At 72.0% G+C, this 15,017-nt stretch carries 14 protein-coding genes; 5 read left to right on the forward strand and 9 right to left on the reverse strand.

Features of this window, described 5'->3' with window-relative positions; genetic code table 11:
- Positions 1-48: 48 nt before the first annotated feature.
- On the reverse strand, positions 49-441 hold the full coding sequence (locus ACW69E_RS07925) for an SCO5389 family protein (RefSeq protein WP_206349617.1): 393 nt from the start codon (positions 439-441) through the stop codon (positions 49-51).
- A gap of 230 nt (positions 442-671) precedes the next feature.
- Between ACW69E_RS07925 and nucS the strand changes: the two genes are divergently transcribed.
- Entirely contained in the window at positions 672-1,343 is a 672-nt protein-coding gene (nucS, locus tag ACW69E_RS07930; RefSeq protein WP_457497474.1) for an endonuclease NucS, read from the forward strand.
- Positions 1,344-1,432: 89 nt separating this feature from the next.
- On the opposite strand, the gene ACW69E_RS07935 is transcribed toward nucS, so the two are convergent.
- The 3 genes from ACW69E_RS07935 to ACW69E_RS07945 all read right to left on the reverse strand — a co-directional run bounded on the left by ACW69E_RS07935 (position 1,433) and on the right by ACW69E_RS07945 (position 5,696).
- Positions 1,433-4,180: an ATP-binding protein gene (locus tag ACW69E_RS07935; RefSeq protein ID WP_457497475.1), complete on the reverse strand. Its 2,748-nt coding sequence runs from the start codon at positions 4,178-4,180 to the stop codon at positions 1,433-1,435.
- A gap of 178 nt (positions 4,181-4,358) precedes the next feature.
- Entirely contained in the window at positions 4,359-4,688 is a 330-nt protein-coding gene (locus ACW69E_RS07940; protein WP_457497476.1) for an STAS domain-containing protein, read from the reverse strand.
- A gap of 159 nt (positions 4,689-4,847) precedes the next feature.
- Positions 4,848-5,696 (reverse strand): 3-hydroxyacyl-CoA dehydrogenase family protein, encoded by an 849-nt coding sequence (locus ACW69E_RS07945; RefSeq protein ID WP_457497477.1) that lies wholly within the window; start codon positions 5,694-5,696, stop codon positions 4,848-4,850.
- Between the two features lie 240 nt (positions 5,697-5,936).
- Between ACW69E_RS07945 and ACW69E_RS07950 the strand changes: the two genes are divergently transcribed.
- Positions 5,937-6,509, forward strand: coding sequence for a cob(I)yrinic acid a,c-diamide adenosyltransferase (locus tag ACW69E_RS07950; protein WP_457497478.1), 573 nt, complete (start codon positions 5,937-5,939; stop codon positions 6,507-6,509).
- 93 nt (positions 6,510-6,602) lie between these two features.
- Here ACW69E_RS07950 and ACW69E_RS07955 read toward each other — a convergent pair whose 3' ends face one another.
- On the reverse strand, positions 6,603-7,202 hold the full coding sequence (locus tag ACW69E_RS07955) for a hypothetical protein (protein ID WP_457497479.1): 600 nt from the start codon (positions 7,200-7,202) through the stop codon (positions 6,603-6,605).
- 164 nt (positions 7,203-7,366) lie between these two features.
- On the opposite strand from ACW69E_RS07955, the gene ACW69E_RS07960 reads away from it, so the two are divergent.
- From ACW69E_RS07960 to ACW69E_RS07970, 3 genes are all read left to right on the forward strand, one after another.
- Entirely contained in the window at positions 7,367-8,656 is a 1,290-nt protein-coding gene (locus ACW69E_RS07960; RefSeq protein ID WP_457497480.1) for a sensor histidine kinase, read from the forward strand.
- Complete coding sequence (locus ACW69E_RS07965) at positions 8,653-9,315, forward strand: response regulator (protein WP_457497481.1); 663 nt, start codon at positions 8,653-8,655, stop codon at positions 9,313-9,315. Before ACW69E_RS07960 ends, ACW69E_RS07965 begins: the two co-directional genes overlap by 4 nt.
- Before the next feature lie 216 nt (positions 9,316-9,531).
- Positions 9,532-11,322, forward strand: a complete 1,791-nt coding sequence (locus ACW69E_RS07970) for a glycosyl hydrolase family 18 protein (RefSeq protein WP_457497622.1) — start codon at positions 9,532-9,534, stop codon at positions 11,320-11,322.
- Positions 11,323-11,588: 266 nt separating this feature from the next.
- On the opposite strand, the gene ACW69E_RS07975 is transcribed toward ACW69E_RS07970, so the two are convergent.
- The 4 genes from ACW69E_RS07975 to ACW69E_RS07990 form a co-directional block, all read right to left on the reverse strand.
- On the reverse strand, positions 11,589-12,044 hold the full coding sequence (locus tag ACW69E_RS07975; protein WP_457497482.1) for a DUF2550 domain-containing protein: 456 nt from the start codon (positions 12,042-12,044) through the stop codon (positions 11,589-11,591).
- A gap of 121 nt (positions 12,045-12,165) precedes the next feature.
- Complete coding sequence (locus ACW69E_RS07980; protein WP_206349625.1) at positions 12,166-12,552, reverse strand: F0F1 ATP synthase subunit epsilon; 387 nt, start codon at positions 12,550-12,552, stop codon at positions 12,166-12,168.
- 90 nt (positions 12,553-12,642) lie between these two features.
- A complete protein-coding gene (atpD, locus tag ACW69E_RS07985) occupies positions 12,643-14,097 on the reverse strand; it encodes a F0F1 ATP synthase subunit beta (RefSeq protein ID WP_237879742.1) in 1,455 nt (484 codons plus the stop codon).
- Between the two features lie 5 nt (positions 14,098-14,102).
- Positions 14,103-15,017 carry a F0F1 ATP synthase subunit gamma gene (locus tag ACW69E_RS07990; RefSeq protein ID WP_237879741.1) on the reverse strand — a complete coding sequence of 305 codons (915 nt, stop codon included), beginning with the start codon at positions 15,015-15,017 and terminating at the stop codon, positions 14,103-14,105.

Genomic DNA, 15,017 nt, shown 5'->3' on the forward strand with positions numbered 1-15,017 from the left:
CCGGCCGCCCGCCCGCTCGCCGCCCGCCCGCTCGCCGTCCGCCCGCGGTCAGCAGTCGCGCAGTTCCGGCGACTGGTTGAGGAGCTGGCCGCGGACGGAGGTGAAGCGGGCGAGCCGCTCGTCCGCGGAGGAGTCCACCGGGAAGACCGCGACCCGGTGGCAGTTCTGGAAGGCCAGTCTCACCCCGAAGTGGCGCTCCAGGGCGCCGCGTATCGCGTCGCTGGCGAGTGCGCGCAGCAGCTGACCCCGCGCCCGCTCGTCCGGCGGCGGCGTCTGGTTGTCGGCGAACTCCCCGCCGTCCACCCGCAGCTGGGCCACCAGAGAACTGATCATGTCCCATGCGTAGGGCAGGGACGTACGGACGCAGTCGACGAAGGCCGCCTCATCGACCTCGCCTCGCTCGGCCTGCTCCAGGAGGGCCGGTGAGACGTCGAGCGACATGGGTTCTCCTCTCGCGATCCCGGGCATACCAGGACCTCAGGGACGTGATGTCGGGGCTGCGCGTAACCGGGTGATCTCGCACGGCGACCCCCAGGCTGCAACGTTATGCCCGCACGTACTGCCGCACCAGGCTTGTGGGCACACAACCAGCCACGCCCGAACGGTGATCGAACGGGGAGAAGCAGGGGCGAATCGCGTGGACCGCCCACCGTCCAGTAGCGTGACCGACCATGCGTCTCGTCATCGCCCGCTGCTCCGTGGACTACGCCGGAAGGCTCACCGCCCACCTCCCCTCGGCTCCCCGTCTCATCCTGGTGAAGGCCGACGGATCGGTCTCGGTCCATGCGGACGACAGGGCCTACAAGCCCCTCAACTGGATGTCTCCACCATGCACCCTCAAGGAGGGCGAGGAGGACGGCGTCGGCGTCTGGACGGTGGTCAACAAATCGGGGGAGAAACTCATCATCACCATGGAGGAGGTCCTGCACGACTCCTCACACGAACTCGGCGTCGACCCCGGCCTGATCAAGGACGGTGTGGAGGCACACCTTCAGGAACTCCTCGCTGACCGAATGGAGACCCTCGGCGAGGGCTGGTCGCTGATACGGCGTGAGTACCCCACCGCCATCGGGCCGGTGGACATCCTGTGCCGGGACGCGGAGGGGACCACCGTCGCGATCGAGATCAAGCGGCGCGGCGAGATCGACGGCGTCGAGCAGCTCACCCGTTATCTGGAACTGCTCAACCGCGACCCCCGTCTCGCCCCGGTACGGGGGGTGTTCGCGGCCCAGGAGATCAAGCCGCAGGCGCGCGTGCTGGCCACGGACCGCGGCATCGACTGCGTCGTCCTCGACTACGACGCGCTGCGCGGCATCGAGGACGACAAGCTGCGGCTGTTCTGACCGTTGCGAGCTGCCCGGTACGCACACCGGGGCCGGGCCGCGCGTCGAGCGCTGCCCGGCCCCGGTGTGCGCGGGCTTCCGGGCCCGGATCAGATGACCGGGCTCTCCGTGGAGTCCTGGGACGCCTGACCGCTGCTCGGCGCGGCGGTGCTCGGCGCGGGTCCGCTGGCGCTGACGCTCCCGCCGGCTCCGCCCGTGGTCGGCTCCGAAGGAGTGGATGTGGACGGGGACGGGGAGTCGGAGCCCCCGGGTTCCGTGCCGCCGGAGTCGGAGCCGCCGGAATCCGAACCACCAGAGTCCGAACCACCGGAGTCGGAGCCGCCTGAATCCGAACCACCAGAGCCCGAACCACCAGAGCCCGAGCCGCCTGAATCCGAACCACCAGAGTCCGAACCACCGGAATCCGAACCGCCTGCACCACCTGAACCGCCGCCCGATGTGGTCGACCCACCGGGCTTCTCGGTGTCCTTCTCCCCACCCCCGGAGGTCGTGCCCCTCTCCTCCTCCGTCTCCCCGGACGCGTCATCCGACTCGGAGGCGTCCGGGGAGGCCGAGCCCGTCTCGCTGCCGGACGGCTCGCCGGGGACGGCCGGCGCGCTGCTCGCTCCCGGCTTCTTCCCCCGCTCGTCGCTGGAGCTCGGCGCGGGCTCGTCGACGGTGATGCCGTCGTCCTCCCGGGAGGTGACCGCCGGGTTGACGTTGCCGGCGGGCTCCTCGCCCCCCGCGGTCATGCCGATGGTGACGACCGTGCCCACCAGCGCGGCCAGCAGCGCGCCCGCGCCCGCCGCGAAGACGTTGCGCCGGGCTCCCCGCAGGGCCAGTCCGCGCGGGCCGCGACGGCCGTCGTCCGGGCCGTCCTCGCCGTACCCGGGCCGTACGAACGGCGTCGGCCGGGTCAGCGCCTCGCTGCCGAAGGTGCCGCCGCCGGGCGTCTCGTCGAAGGCGCTGCCCACCGTCACCGGCGGAACCGCCAGGGCGGGCGGGAGCTTGTCGAGCGACGGCGTGCCGCCGGTGCTCTGCGGTCCGGGCGGCGTCTGCGCCGCGGGCGGCGGTGGAAAGGCCCCGGGCGGCTTCGCCGTGCTCTGGCGTCTGGGGAGGGCGGGCGGGGCGGAGGCGTCGGGCGCGGCGGGCGGTACGACGACGGGCAGCGGCCCGCCGAGTGCCTCGCCGCCGTCACCGGGCTCCCCGGCCGCCTTGCCCGCCTTCTCCGGGCCGCCCTCGGCCTCGATCGCGAAGCGGTCCTCGACCAGGGCCAGCGCGCGCCGCCCAGCGACCGTGCCCCGGCGGTCCGCGAGCACTCCGCGCAGCCCGATGGACGCCTCGAGTTCGGCGCGGGCCCGGTCCAGGTGGCCGGTGCACAGGGCGAGCACGCCGAGGTCGTGGTGGAAGTACGCCTCCTCGGCGACCTCGCCCGCCGTACGCGCCGCCTCCTGGCCGCCCCGCAGGATCCGCTCCCAGGGGCCCCAGTGCAGCGAGGCGGCGAGCATGGGCGCGGCGGTACGGGCCAGCAGCACGGCCGCGCTCGCGTGACCGCCTCGCTTGGCGCCCTGGACGGCGGCGAGCACCGCCTCGGCCTCCTGCGCCACCCGCTCCGGGGTGACCGAGGGGTGGCCGGTCCACCAGGCGTAGTGCTGGGCGGCGGTGCGGGCGCGGTCGTCGGCTCCTTCGGCGTATCCGGCGTCGGCCAGTTGCCCGGTCACGTCCGGGGCGAGCCGGTAGTACGTGCCGGCGGTGGTGACCAGGCCGCAGGCGAGCAGTTCGCCCAGGGAGGCGTCGGCGTCGGCGTCGTCCACCAGCGCGGGCAGATGGGCCGGGTGCGGCAGCACTCCGCCGAGCGCCACGGCGAAGCGCAGCACCTCGCGGGTGCTGTCGGAGAGCCGGGCGGCCAGGAGGGCGGCGGGGGCCGCGCCCTCGGCCAGCGTCGGCAGCGGTGCGCCGGCCCGGCCGCTCCCCTCGGCGCCGCCGGCGTCCCCGGCGTTCCCGCCGTCCGCCTCGCCGCCGTCCCCGGACTCCGCGTCGCGCTGCCGCAGCAGCGCGCCGGCCTGGACGAAACGCAGCGGCAGCCCCTCGGACTCGAACCACAGATCCCCGACCCAGGCCGCCTCGTCCTCGGTCAGCGGGCGGCGCACGATGTGCTCCATCAGCTCCCGGCAGGCGGCCCGGCTGATCCCCGAGAGGGCGACCTCCTCCAGGGGCGCGTCGGCGGAGGGCGCGGGGGCGCCGGGCTCGGCCGTGATCAGGAAGGCGCACTCGGGAGTGGCGTCGAGGAGGGAGTCGAGCGCCTCGCCGCCGAACTCGGCGTCGTCCAGCAGGACGACCGCGCCCACGCCGCGCACCGCCTCCTCCAGCTCGGCGCGGTCGGGTCGGTGCCGGGGCGCTTCGTGGACGGCGGCGAACAGCTCGTACAGCACGTCCGAGGCCGTGCGCCGGCAGCCGTTGAGCCGGATGACGCCGTCCGGGGCGAGGTCGGCGCACTCGGCGGCGACGGCGGCCAGCAGGGAGGTGCGCCCGGAGCCGGGCGCCCCGGTGAGCCGGACCGAGCGTCCGCGTCTGAGCAGTTGGAGGAGGCGCTCGCGCTCCGCCGTGCGCTCCAGCAGCGGCAGGTCGGGCAGGGAGATCCCGGTCGGGAGCGGTGCCACGGCGGCGCGCTCCCGCTCGGCGCGGGACCCCGGGGTGCGCCTGTGGGGCGCGCCGGGGTGCTCACCGGGCGGGCAGGGCTCTATCTCGCTGCCGTCGACGGGGTTGACGGTCAGCAGGTACTCGCCCGCTATGAGCGGGATCGCGCGGGTGATGCTCCCGCTGTCCTGTTCCTCGGGTCCCCGGTCGTTCGGGTCCATGGTGGGTGCCCCCAGATGCGGTGCGTACTCGAAGCTCAGCTCTCCAGGGCCGACCGTACGCTGGCCTTCGCTCGTGGTCCGGTGGCCGTCCGCAGCGCAGTGTAGGCGGCGGGTTCCAGAACCCTATTGCCTGGCCCGGGAGTGGGGGCAAGCCCGGACGGGAGCCCTGACCCAATAGTTATGGCTTGGTCAGCGTCCCGCCCTCGGTGAGCCCGCCGCCCTCGATGGCCAGGATGCGGTGCAGACGGGTGGCCACCAGCAGGCGCTGCATCTGGGGCGGCACGTCCCGCAGGACGAGGCGGCGCCCGCACCGGCCCGCCCGCCGGTGCGCGCCCATGATCACGCCGAGGCCGGTGGCGTCCCACGAGTCCAGCTCGGCGAGGTCCAGCACGAGATCGCCCTCCCCGGAGTCGACCGCGGTGTGCAGGACCGAACGGGCGTCCGCCGCGTTGCGGACGTCGAGGCGACCTCCGACGACCAGTTCAGCGTGGTCGCCCCTGATGTGCATATCCGCTCCCCCGGAAAAGAAGTGGTCCATCCGTGACTGTTGTCTGCCTATGTCTCACCACAACTGACCGCCTGTTCGGCGGCGGAGTTGCCGTCCGCCGCCGAATCGACACCGAATTCACCCGTAGGGGCGACCCGTCCGTGTGCCGTACGGGTTCGTTCAGTAGCGGTAGAAGCCCTGGCCGCTCTTGCGGCCGATGTCCCCGGCGTCCACCATGCGCCGCATCCCCTCCGGCGGGGCGAACTTCTCGTCCTGCGACTCGGTGTAGATGTTCTCCGTGGCGTGCAGCAGGATGTCGACGCCGGTGAGGTCCGCGGTGGCCAGCGGACCCATGGCGTGCCCGAAGCCCAGCTTGCAGGCGATGTCGATGTCCTCGGCGGTCGCCACGCCCGACTCGTGGAGCTTGGCGGCCTCGACGACCAGGGCGGAGATCAGCCGGGTGGTGACGAAGCCCGCGACATCCCGGTTGACGACGATACAGGTCTTGCCGACGCCCTCGGCGAACTCCCTTGCCGCCGCGAGGGTTTCGTCGCTCGTCTTGTAGCCGCGCACCAGCTCGCACAGCTGCATCATCGGCACCGGGGAGAAGAAGTGGGTGCCCACGACCCGCTCGGGGCGCTCCGTCACCGCCGCGATCTTGGTGATCGGGATGGCGGAGGTGTTGGAGGCGAGCACGGCCTCCTCCTTCACCAGGCCGTCGAGCGCGCGGAAGATCTCCCGCTTGACGTCGATCCGCTCGAAGACGGCCTCGACCACGATGTCGGCCTCGGACGCGGCGTCGAGGTCGGTGGTGGCGGTGATGCGGCCGAGCGCCGCCTCCGCGTCCTGGGCGCTCAGCTTCCCCTTGGAGACGAACTTGTCGTAGGAGGCCCGGATCCCGTCCGTGCCGCGCCTGAGCGCCTCGTCGGTGACGTCGCGCAGCACCACGTCCCAGCCCGCCTGGGCGGAGACCTGGGCGATGCCCGATCCCATGAGTCCGGCTCCGATGACGGCGAGCTTCTTGGCCACGTGTATGTCCCCTCTGCGGCTTTGCGGTGCGACTCTCAGGCGGACCCTAGCGCCCGTGAGCGCGCGGTGGGCGGGGAAGAGATGCGCGTCACGTCTCACATGGCGGACATCACACTCGCGTGGGTCATCCGGTCGCCCGCCGCGCGCAGTTGGGCGGTGCGGTGGGCTGGACGCGCGGCGGTGCCGTGACGGTGGGCACACCTGCGCTCGGCGGAGCCCGTGCGTGGCTAGGCTCGGTCCATGGTCAACCTGACACGCATCTACACGCGCACCGGCGACGACGGCACCACCGCCCTCGGCGACATGAGCCGTACCGCCAAGACCGACTCCCGCATCTCCGCCTACGCCGACGCCAACGAGGCCAACGCCGCGATCGGGGTGGCCATCGCGCTCGGCGATCTGCCCGAGGAGATCACCAAGGTCCTGGTCCGGGTGCAGAACGACCTGTTCGACGTGGGTGCGGACCTGGCCACGCCGGTGGCGGAGAACCCCGAGTACCCGCCGCTGCGGGTGCGCCAGAGCTACATCGACAAGCTGGAGGCGGACTGCGACCGCTTCCTGGCCGATCTGGAGAAGCTGCGCAGCTTCATCCTCCCGGGCGGCACCCCGGGCGCGGCCCTGCTCCACCAGGCGTGCACGGTCGTGCGCCGCGCCGAGCGTTCGACGTGGGTGGCGCTGGAGGAGCACGGCGAGGTCATGAACCGCCTGACGGCCACCTATCTCAACCGGCTGTCGGACCTGCTGTTCATCCTGGCCAGGTCCGCCAACAAGGAGGTGGGCGACATCCTCTGGGTCCCCGGCGAGAACCGCTGACGCGCGGGGCTCCGGCCGCCGTCGTGCGAGGCCCCCGTCCCCTTCCGGGAGCGGGGGCCCGGCCGTCTCCGGCGCACGCACCGGCGCCGGGCGTCAGCGCCCGGCCGTCTCCCGGTCGGCGGGCAGGGCGCCGGCGGGGTCCCGCGGTTCGCCGGAGGGCGCCTTCGGCTTCCTGGGCCAGATCGTGTAACTGGCCGCGATGACCACGCTGACGCCGATGACGAAGAGCATCTTGTGCTGCCACTGCGTCAGCGACTCGCTCCGCTCCGCGTCGCCGACGTACAGGACCGCGCCCTGGAGCAGCGCCAGGGCGATCACCGCGCCGAGCACCGAGCGGGCGCACATCTTCCACTCGTGGACGGCGCGCGCCATCCCGTACTTCGGCGGCTTCACCGGCGGCGGACCGCCCGCGAAGCGGTGGGCGAAGTGGCCGTCGGCCCACTTGACCATGTAGTGACCGTAGGCCGCGGTGAAGCCGATGTAGACGGCCGCCAGGCCGTGCTTCCAGTCGCCCTCGGCACCGTTCCTCAGGTCGATCGCGGTGACGACCAGCAGCACCACCTCCAGCAGCGGCTCGCACAGCAGCACGGCGGCGCCCAGGCGGGGCTTGCGGGCGGGGTAGCGCAGCACCAGTCCGGCCGCCAGCAGCACCCAGAAGGCCACCTCGCAGACGATGATCAGTGTGACGACCACGGCCGGCCCCCTCCTCTTGGTTCGCTGCCTCCAGCCTGGCCGCCGTCCGGGCCCGGCGCGTCGTCTGCCGCGACGATCCCGGACTGCATCCTTCGATGTATCCCGCCCGCTTCCGTACCGGCCCGGACGCGGAGGCGGCCGGCGCGGCGGTGTTGGATGGCCGGGTGAGCACCGCCCGTCTCCCCCTGCCCCTCCCGCCCCGCGGGGACCTGCTGGTCGCCGCCGCCGGCCTGGTGGGCGGGCTGGCCTCGTGGGCCCTGGGGCTGTTCAACAACCCGCACCCTCCCCTGGGAGGCGGCTGGGTGCTGCTGCCGCTGGCGGTGATGGCGCTGGCGGAGGCGCTGCGCCGTACCGCGCCGTCCGCCGCGCTGGTGCTGGGGACGGTCGCGCTGGCCGGCGATCTGGTCACCCGGTCGCTGCTGGCGACGATCGTGATGTTCTCCGACGTGGTCTACGCGGCCGTGCTCCACGGCGGGCCGAGGCTGTCGCGGGTGGTGCCGCCGGCGAGTGCCGCGCTGACCGCCGCCGTGACCGTGGGCGCCCTGGCCGCCACCCGCGAACCCCAGGCGCTGCTGGTGGGCGTCGTCTGCGGGCTGGTCACGGTCGGCCCGGCGTGGACGGGCCTCATCGTCCGCGACCACCGCAACGCCGCGGCCGCCGAACGGTTGCGCGCCCAGCAGACCGCGTTGCTGGCGGAGATGGACCGCGTCCAGGCCGTCACCGCCGAGCGCGCCCGGATGGCCCGCGAACTGCACGACGTGGTGGCGAACCACCTCTCCGCCATCGCCATCCACGCCACCGCGGCGCAGTCGCTCGACGACCGCGCCGCCACCGGGGACGCGCTGGCGGTCATCCGCGAGAACAGCGTGCACGGGCTGGCCGAGATGCGCCGTCTGATCGGTCTGCTGCGGACGGCGGGGGTTGACGAGGAGGTGTCCGCCGCGCCGACCCTGGGCGGCCTGGACGCGCTGCTGTCCCATGCCCGCAGGCACGGTGCGGCCGGAGGGCTCGGTTTCGCCCTGCGCGACGAGCGCTCCGGCGGCCCCCTGCCGGCGCCCGTGGAGCTGGCGGCCTACCGCATCGTGCAGGAGGCTCTGACGAACGCGCTCAAGCACGCCTCCCCCGGGGAGGTGGCCGTCGTGCTGGAGTCGCCGGGCCAGGAGGGCGGCGGCAGGGGTGACGGCGCGCTGACCGTCACCGTCACCAGCCCCTGCGACCGGCGCCCCGGACCGCGCGCCCCCGGTTCGGGCGCCGGGCTGGTCGGGATGCGCGAGCGCGCCGAACTGCTGGGCGGCGTCTTCGGCGCGGGCCCGGTCCGGACGGCCGGCGGCACACGGTGGGAGGTGCGGGCGGTGCTGCCCCTGGGGGATGCCGTCCACGGCATCGCGGACGGCGGGGCCGGTGAGGCCGGTGGGGCCGGTGGGGCCGGAACGAGGAGAGGGGACGGGGCATGACCATCCGGGTGCTCGTGGCCGAGGACCAGTCGGCGGTGCGCGCCGGACTCGTCCTGATCCTGCGCGGTGCGCCGGACATCGAGGTCGTCGGGGAGGCACCGGACGGCGAGGAGGCGGTGCGGCTGGCCCGTGAACTCCGGCCGGATCTGGTGCTGATGGATGTGCGGATGCCGCGTCTGGACGGGGTCTCGGCGACCGAGCGGGTGGTCGGCGAGGGGCTGGCCGATGTGCTGGTGCTGACCACCTTCGACCTCGACGCGTATGTCTTCGGCGCGCTGCGCGCGGGCGCCGCGGGCTTCCTGCTCAAGGACAGCGAGGCGGCGCAGCTGGTGGACGCGGTACGGGCGGTGGCGCGCGGTGAGGGTGTGATCGCCCCGGTCGTGACGCGGCGGCTGATCCGGGAGTTCGCCCGCTCCTCCGCCGTGCCCGGGGGTGGGCGCCGGGCCGACCCCGACGTGCTCGACGCCCTCACCCGGCGCGAGCGCGAGGTGCTGGCGTGCCTGGGCGAGGGGCTGTCCAACGCGGAGGTCGCCGTGCGGCTGTCGATGGCGGAGGCGACGGTGAAGACGCATGTCAGCCGGCTGCTGGCGAAGCTGGAGCTGCGCAGCAGGGTGCAGGCCGCGGTGCTGGCGCGGGAGTTGGGTGTGACCGGGGAATGAATTCCTCATTGGTGCATACCTGTTGACCGGTGGTCCAGACCAATCTACGCTCCAGGTCAACTGCACGCCCATGCCATGCTCATGGCACTCTCCACGAGCGGCGCAGGAGACCCCCAACGGCCCGGTCCGGCACCGGGCCCTGTGCGAGGAGCGCTCTTGAGAACGAACACCACCGCACACCGCATCAGACGGAAAGCCGTAGCGGCCGCGGCCGCGATGCTGATGCCCCTCGGCGCCCTGGTCGCCCTGGCATCCCCCGCCCAGGCCGCCGAGCAGGCGACCGCCACCTTCTCCAAGCCCTCCGACTGGGGCAGCGGCTTCGAGGGCAAGTGGACGATCAAGAACACCGGTGACACCACCATCAGCGGCTGGACGCTGAAGTGGGACTTCCCCACCGGCACCAGGGTCGGCTCCGCCTGGGACGCCTCCGTCACCAGCTCCGGCAACACCTACACCGCCAAGAACATGAGCTGGAACGGCACCCTCTCCCCCGGGGCCAGCGTCAGCTTCGGCTTCAACGGCACCGGCACCGGCTCCCCCTCCGCCTGCACACTCAACGGCCGCCCCTGCGACGGCTCGGGCGGGGGGAACCCCGAGGACGCCCCGCCCGGCGCACCCGGTACCCCCACCGCGAGCAACATCACCGACACATCGGTGAAGCTGAACTGGGGCGCCGCGAGCGACGACAAGGGCGTCAAGAACTACGACGTCCTGCGCAACGGCGCCAAGGTCGCCACCGTCACCGGCACCTCCCACACCGACTCCGGTCTGAAGGCCGGCACCTCCTACACCTACTCGGTGGTGGCGCGCGACACCGCCGACCAGACCGGACCGGCCAGCGGCTCCGTCACCGTCAGGACCACCGGCGGCGACGGCGGGGGCGGCACCCCCGGCCAGTACGTCAACCTGGGGTACTTCACCGAGTGGGGCATCTACGGCCGCAACTACCACGTGAAGGACATCGTCACCTCCGGCTCCGCCGAGAAGCTGACCCACATCAACTACTCCTTCGGCAACGTCCAGGGCGGCAAGTGCACCATCGGTGACGCCTTCGCCGCGACCGACAAGGCCTACACCGCCGAGCAGAGCGTCGACGGCAAGGCCGACACCTGGGACCAGCCGCTGCGCGGCAACTTCAACCAGCTGCTGAAACTGAAGAAGATGTACCCGCACATCAAGGTCCTGTGGTCCTTCGGCGGCTGGACCTGGTCCGGCGGCTTCCCCGACGCCATGAAGAACCCGGCCGCGTTCGCCAAGTCCTGCAACCAGCTGGTCAACGACCCGCGCTGGCAGGGTCTGTTCGACGGCATCGACCTGGACTGGGAGTACCCCAACGCCTGCGGTCTGACCTGTGACACCAGCGGCCCGGCCGTGATGCGGACCATGGCCCAGGCCTTCCGCGCCGAGTTCGGCAAGCAGCTCGTGACCGCCGCGATCACCGCCGACGCCTCCAGCGGCGGCAAGATCGACTCTGCGGACTACGGCGGCGCCGCGCAGTACCTCGACTGGTACAACGTGATGACGTACGACTACTTCGGCGCCTGGGACAAGACCGGGCCGACCGCCCCGCACTCGCCGCTGACCTCGTACGCCGGCATCCCGAACGAGGCGTTCAACACCGACGCCGCGATCAGGAAGCTCAAGGCCAAGGGCGTCCCCGCCGAGAAGCTGCTGCTGGGCATCGGCTTCTACGGCCGCGGCTGGACCGGCGTGACCCAGAAGGAGCCGGGCGGCACCGCCACCGGCGCCGCACCGGGCAAGCACGAGGCGGGCATCGAGGACTACAAGATCCTCAAGGAGCGCTGCCCTGCCAACGGAGTCATAGCCGGCACCGCCTACGCGCACTGCGGCAACGAGTGGTGGAGCTACGACACCCCGGCCACCATCACGGGGAAGATGGACTACGCCAAGCAGCAGAAGCTCGGCGGAGCCTTCTTCTGGGAGATCAGCGGGGACACCGCCAACGGCGAGCTGATCACCGCCATCCACAACGGGCTGAACAAGTGACGCCCGGGCGGTGACCCGCCCCACGCACCACCGGAAGTGACAGAACCGGGGAGACGGCCCGCACGCCGTCTCCCCGGTTCGCTGTCCGTACTCCCCCGGGGCTCCGTCCGGGGACGCCCCCAAGCACCGGGACACCGCTCAGGCGACGTCAACCTTCCCCCAGACTCCGTCCGGGGGCACCCCCAGACAACGGGGGCACCGCTCAGGCGACATTAACCCTCCCCCAGACTCCGTCCGGGGGCACCCCCAGACAACGGGGGCACCGCTCAGGCGACATTAACCCTCTGACCTGGGGGGGCTGCTTCGAGCCAGGCGAGGAAGCCGGTCAGGGCGTCCTCGCTCATCGCCAGCTCCACCCGGGTGCCGCGGTGCGAGCAGGCCAGGATCACCGAGTCCGACAGGAGCGCCAGCTCCTCGTCCCCCTCGGGCCTGCGGCGCTCCAGCACCTCGATCGCCTCCCGCTCCAGCAGGCGGCGCGGCCGCGGCGCGTAGGAGAAGACCCGGAACCACTCGACCCGGTCCCCGCTGTAGCGGGAGACGCCGTACACCCAGCCCTTGCCGCCGGCCTCGGCTCCCTCGCCGGGATCCGGCGCGCCCCACCGCAGGCTGCAGTCGAAGGTGCCGCCCGGCCGCTGGATCAGCCGCCGCCGCAGCCCGAAGGCGAAAAGTCCCAGCAGCACCAGAGCCAGCACCGCCCCGGACAGCACGAGAGCGAGGACCATCTTCACCGACCTCCTCGCCTCGTCCGTCCGTACAGCAGCCAGCAATCACCTCAGCCGCGGACCGCTCCGGAGCTATGCTCCGATGCGGTCCGCGGCTGGGGCACCTACATGCGCGCGGGTCTCAGCGCGCGCTCGCCAAGGCGGCCCGAAGCCGGATCTCGGCGCGGCGCTCGGCGGCGGCGTCCGCCTCCGACTTCGCCCGATCCAGTGCGCGCTCGGCGCGCTGGACATCGATCTCCTCGGACAGCTCCGCGATCTCCGCGAGCAGCGACAGCTTGTTGTCCGCGAAGGAGATGAAGCCGCCGTGCACCGCGGCGACGACGGTGCCGCCCCCGCTCTCGCCGGTCGTACGGATCGTCACCGGGCCCGGCTTCAGCACACCGAGCAGCGGCTGGTGGCCGGGCATGACGCCGATATCACCCGACGAGGTGCGCGCGACGACCAGGCTGGCCTCGCCCGACCAGACCTTGCGGTCCGCGGCGACCAACTCGACGTGCAGCTCAGCCACAGTGGCTCCTCGAAACTGGGGTTTTCACAGAATAACGGTGCGCGGGACAGGGGGCGGGCTTCACCCGCCCCCTGTCGTGGGGCGCGGACGTCAGGAGACGCCCAGCTCCTTGGCCTTGGCCTTGAGGTCGTCCAGGCCACCGCACATGAAGAACGCCTGCTCCGGGAAGTGGTCGTACTCGCCGTCGGCGATCGCGTTGAACGCCGCGATCGACTCGTCCAGCGGAACGTCCGATCCGTCCAGGCCGGTGAACTGCTTCGCCGCGTGGGTGTTCTGCGACAGGAAGCGCTCGATACGGCGGGCGCGGTGGACGACCAGCTTGTCCTCCTCGCCGAGCTCGTCGATGCCGAGGATGGCGATGATGTCCTGGAGGTCCTTGTACTTCTGCAGGATCCCCTTGACGCGCGAGGCGCACTCGTAGTGGTCCTTGGAGATGTACCGGGGGTCCAGGATCCGGGAGGTGGAGTCCAGCGGGTCCACCGCCGGGTAGATGCCCTTCTCCGAGATCGGACGCGACAGAACGGTGGTCGCGTCCAGGTGGGCGAAGGTCGTCGCCGGGGCCGGGTCGGTCAGGTCGTCCGCGGGCACGTAGATCGCCTGCATCGAGGTGATCGAGTGGCCGCGGGTGGAGGTGATGCGCTCCTGGAGCAGACCCATCTCGTCCGCCAGGTTCGGCTGGTAACCCACCGCGGAGGGCATGCGGCCCAGCAGGGTGGACACCTCGGAACCGGCCTGGGTGAAGCGGAAGATGTTGTCGATGAAGAACAGCACGTCCTGCTTCTGGACGTCGCGGAAGTACTCCGCCATCGTCAGACCGGCCAGGGCCACGCGCAGACGGGTGCCCGGGGGCTCGTCCATCTGGCCGAAGACCAGCGCGGTCTGCGGGAGAACGCCGGACTCGGCCATCTCCTCGATGAGGTCGTTGCCCTCACGGGTGCGCTCGCCGACGCCGGCGAACACGGAAACGCCCTCGTGCAGCTTGGCCACACGCATGATCATTTCCTGGATGAGGACGGTCTTGCCGACGCCCGCGCCGCCGAACAGACCGATCTTGCCGCCCTTGACGTACGGGGTCAGCAGGTCGACGACCTTCAGGCCGGTCTCGAACATCTCGGTCTTGGACTCGAGCTGGTCGAAGGCCGGGGCCTTGCGGTGGATCTCCCAGCGCTCGGTGACCTCGGACTCGGCCTCCGGCTCGTTCAGGATGCGGCCCAGGGTGTTGAACACCCGGCCCTTGGTGACGTCGCCGACGGGCACGGTGATGCCGCGGCCGGTGTTGGTCACCGGGGCCTGGCGGACCAGGCCGTCGGTCGGCTCCATGGAGATCGCGCGGACCAGGCCCTCGCCCAGGTGCTGGGCGACCTCGAGGGTGAGGGTCTTCTTCGCACCCTCCTCGGCCGGGTCGGCGACCTCGACGGTCAGCGCGTTGTAGATCTCCGGCATCGCGTCGACGGGGAACTCCACGTCGACGACCGGGCCGATGACCCGCGCGACGCGGCCGGTGGCCACGCCCGCCGCAGCGGTCGGCTCAACAGTGGTGGTCATAGTTGTCAGTCACTCCCCGCAGAAGCGTCGGCCAGCGCGCTGGCACCACCGACGATCTCGCTGATTTCCTGGGTGATGTCGGCCTGGCGGGCCTGGTTGGCAAGCCGCGTGAGCGACTTGATGAGGTCCTCGGCGTTGTCCGTCGCCGACTTCATCGCGCGCCGGCGGGCGGCGTGCTCGGAGGCGGCGGACTGCAGCAGCGCGTTGTAGATACGGCTCTCGACGTACCGCGGCAGCAGTGCGTCCAGAACCTCCTCCGCCGACGGCTCGAAGTCGTACAGCGGGCGGATCCGCTCCTGCTTCTCCACCTGCTGCGTGACCTCGTCGAGGCTGAGCGGCAGCATCCGCTTCTCCACCGGGTTCTGCGTCATCATCGACACGAACTCCGTGAAGACGATGTGCAGCTCGTCCACGCCGCCCTCAGCCGTGTCCCTGCGGACCGCCTCGATCAGCGGCCCGGAGACGGCCTTGGCGTCGGCGTACGACGGCCGGTCGGTGAAGCCCGTCCACGACTGGGCGACCTTCCGGTCGCGGAAGCCGTAGTAGGCCACGCCCTTGCGGCCGATGATGTAGGAGTCGACCTCCTTGCCCTCGGCCCGCAGCCGCTCGGTCAGCCGGTCGGCCGCCTTGATCGCGTTGGCGGAGTAGCCGCCCGCCAGACCGCGGTCGCTCGTGACGAGCAGGACCGCGGCGCGGGCCGGCTTCTCGGCCTCGGTGGTCAGCGGGTGCTGGGTGTCGGAACCGGTGGCGACGGCCGCGACGGCCCGGGTCAGCTCGTCGGCGTACGGAGTCGACGCGGCCACCTGGCGCTGTGCCTTGACGATGCGCGACGCGGAGATCATCTCCATCGCCTTGGTGATCTTCTTGGTCGCGCTGACGGAGCGAATCCGCCGCTTGTAGATCCTGACCTGCGCGCCCAT

The organism is Streptomyces sp. SS8 (assembly GCF_054072955.1).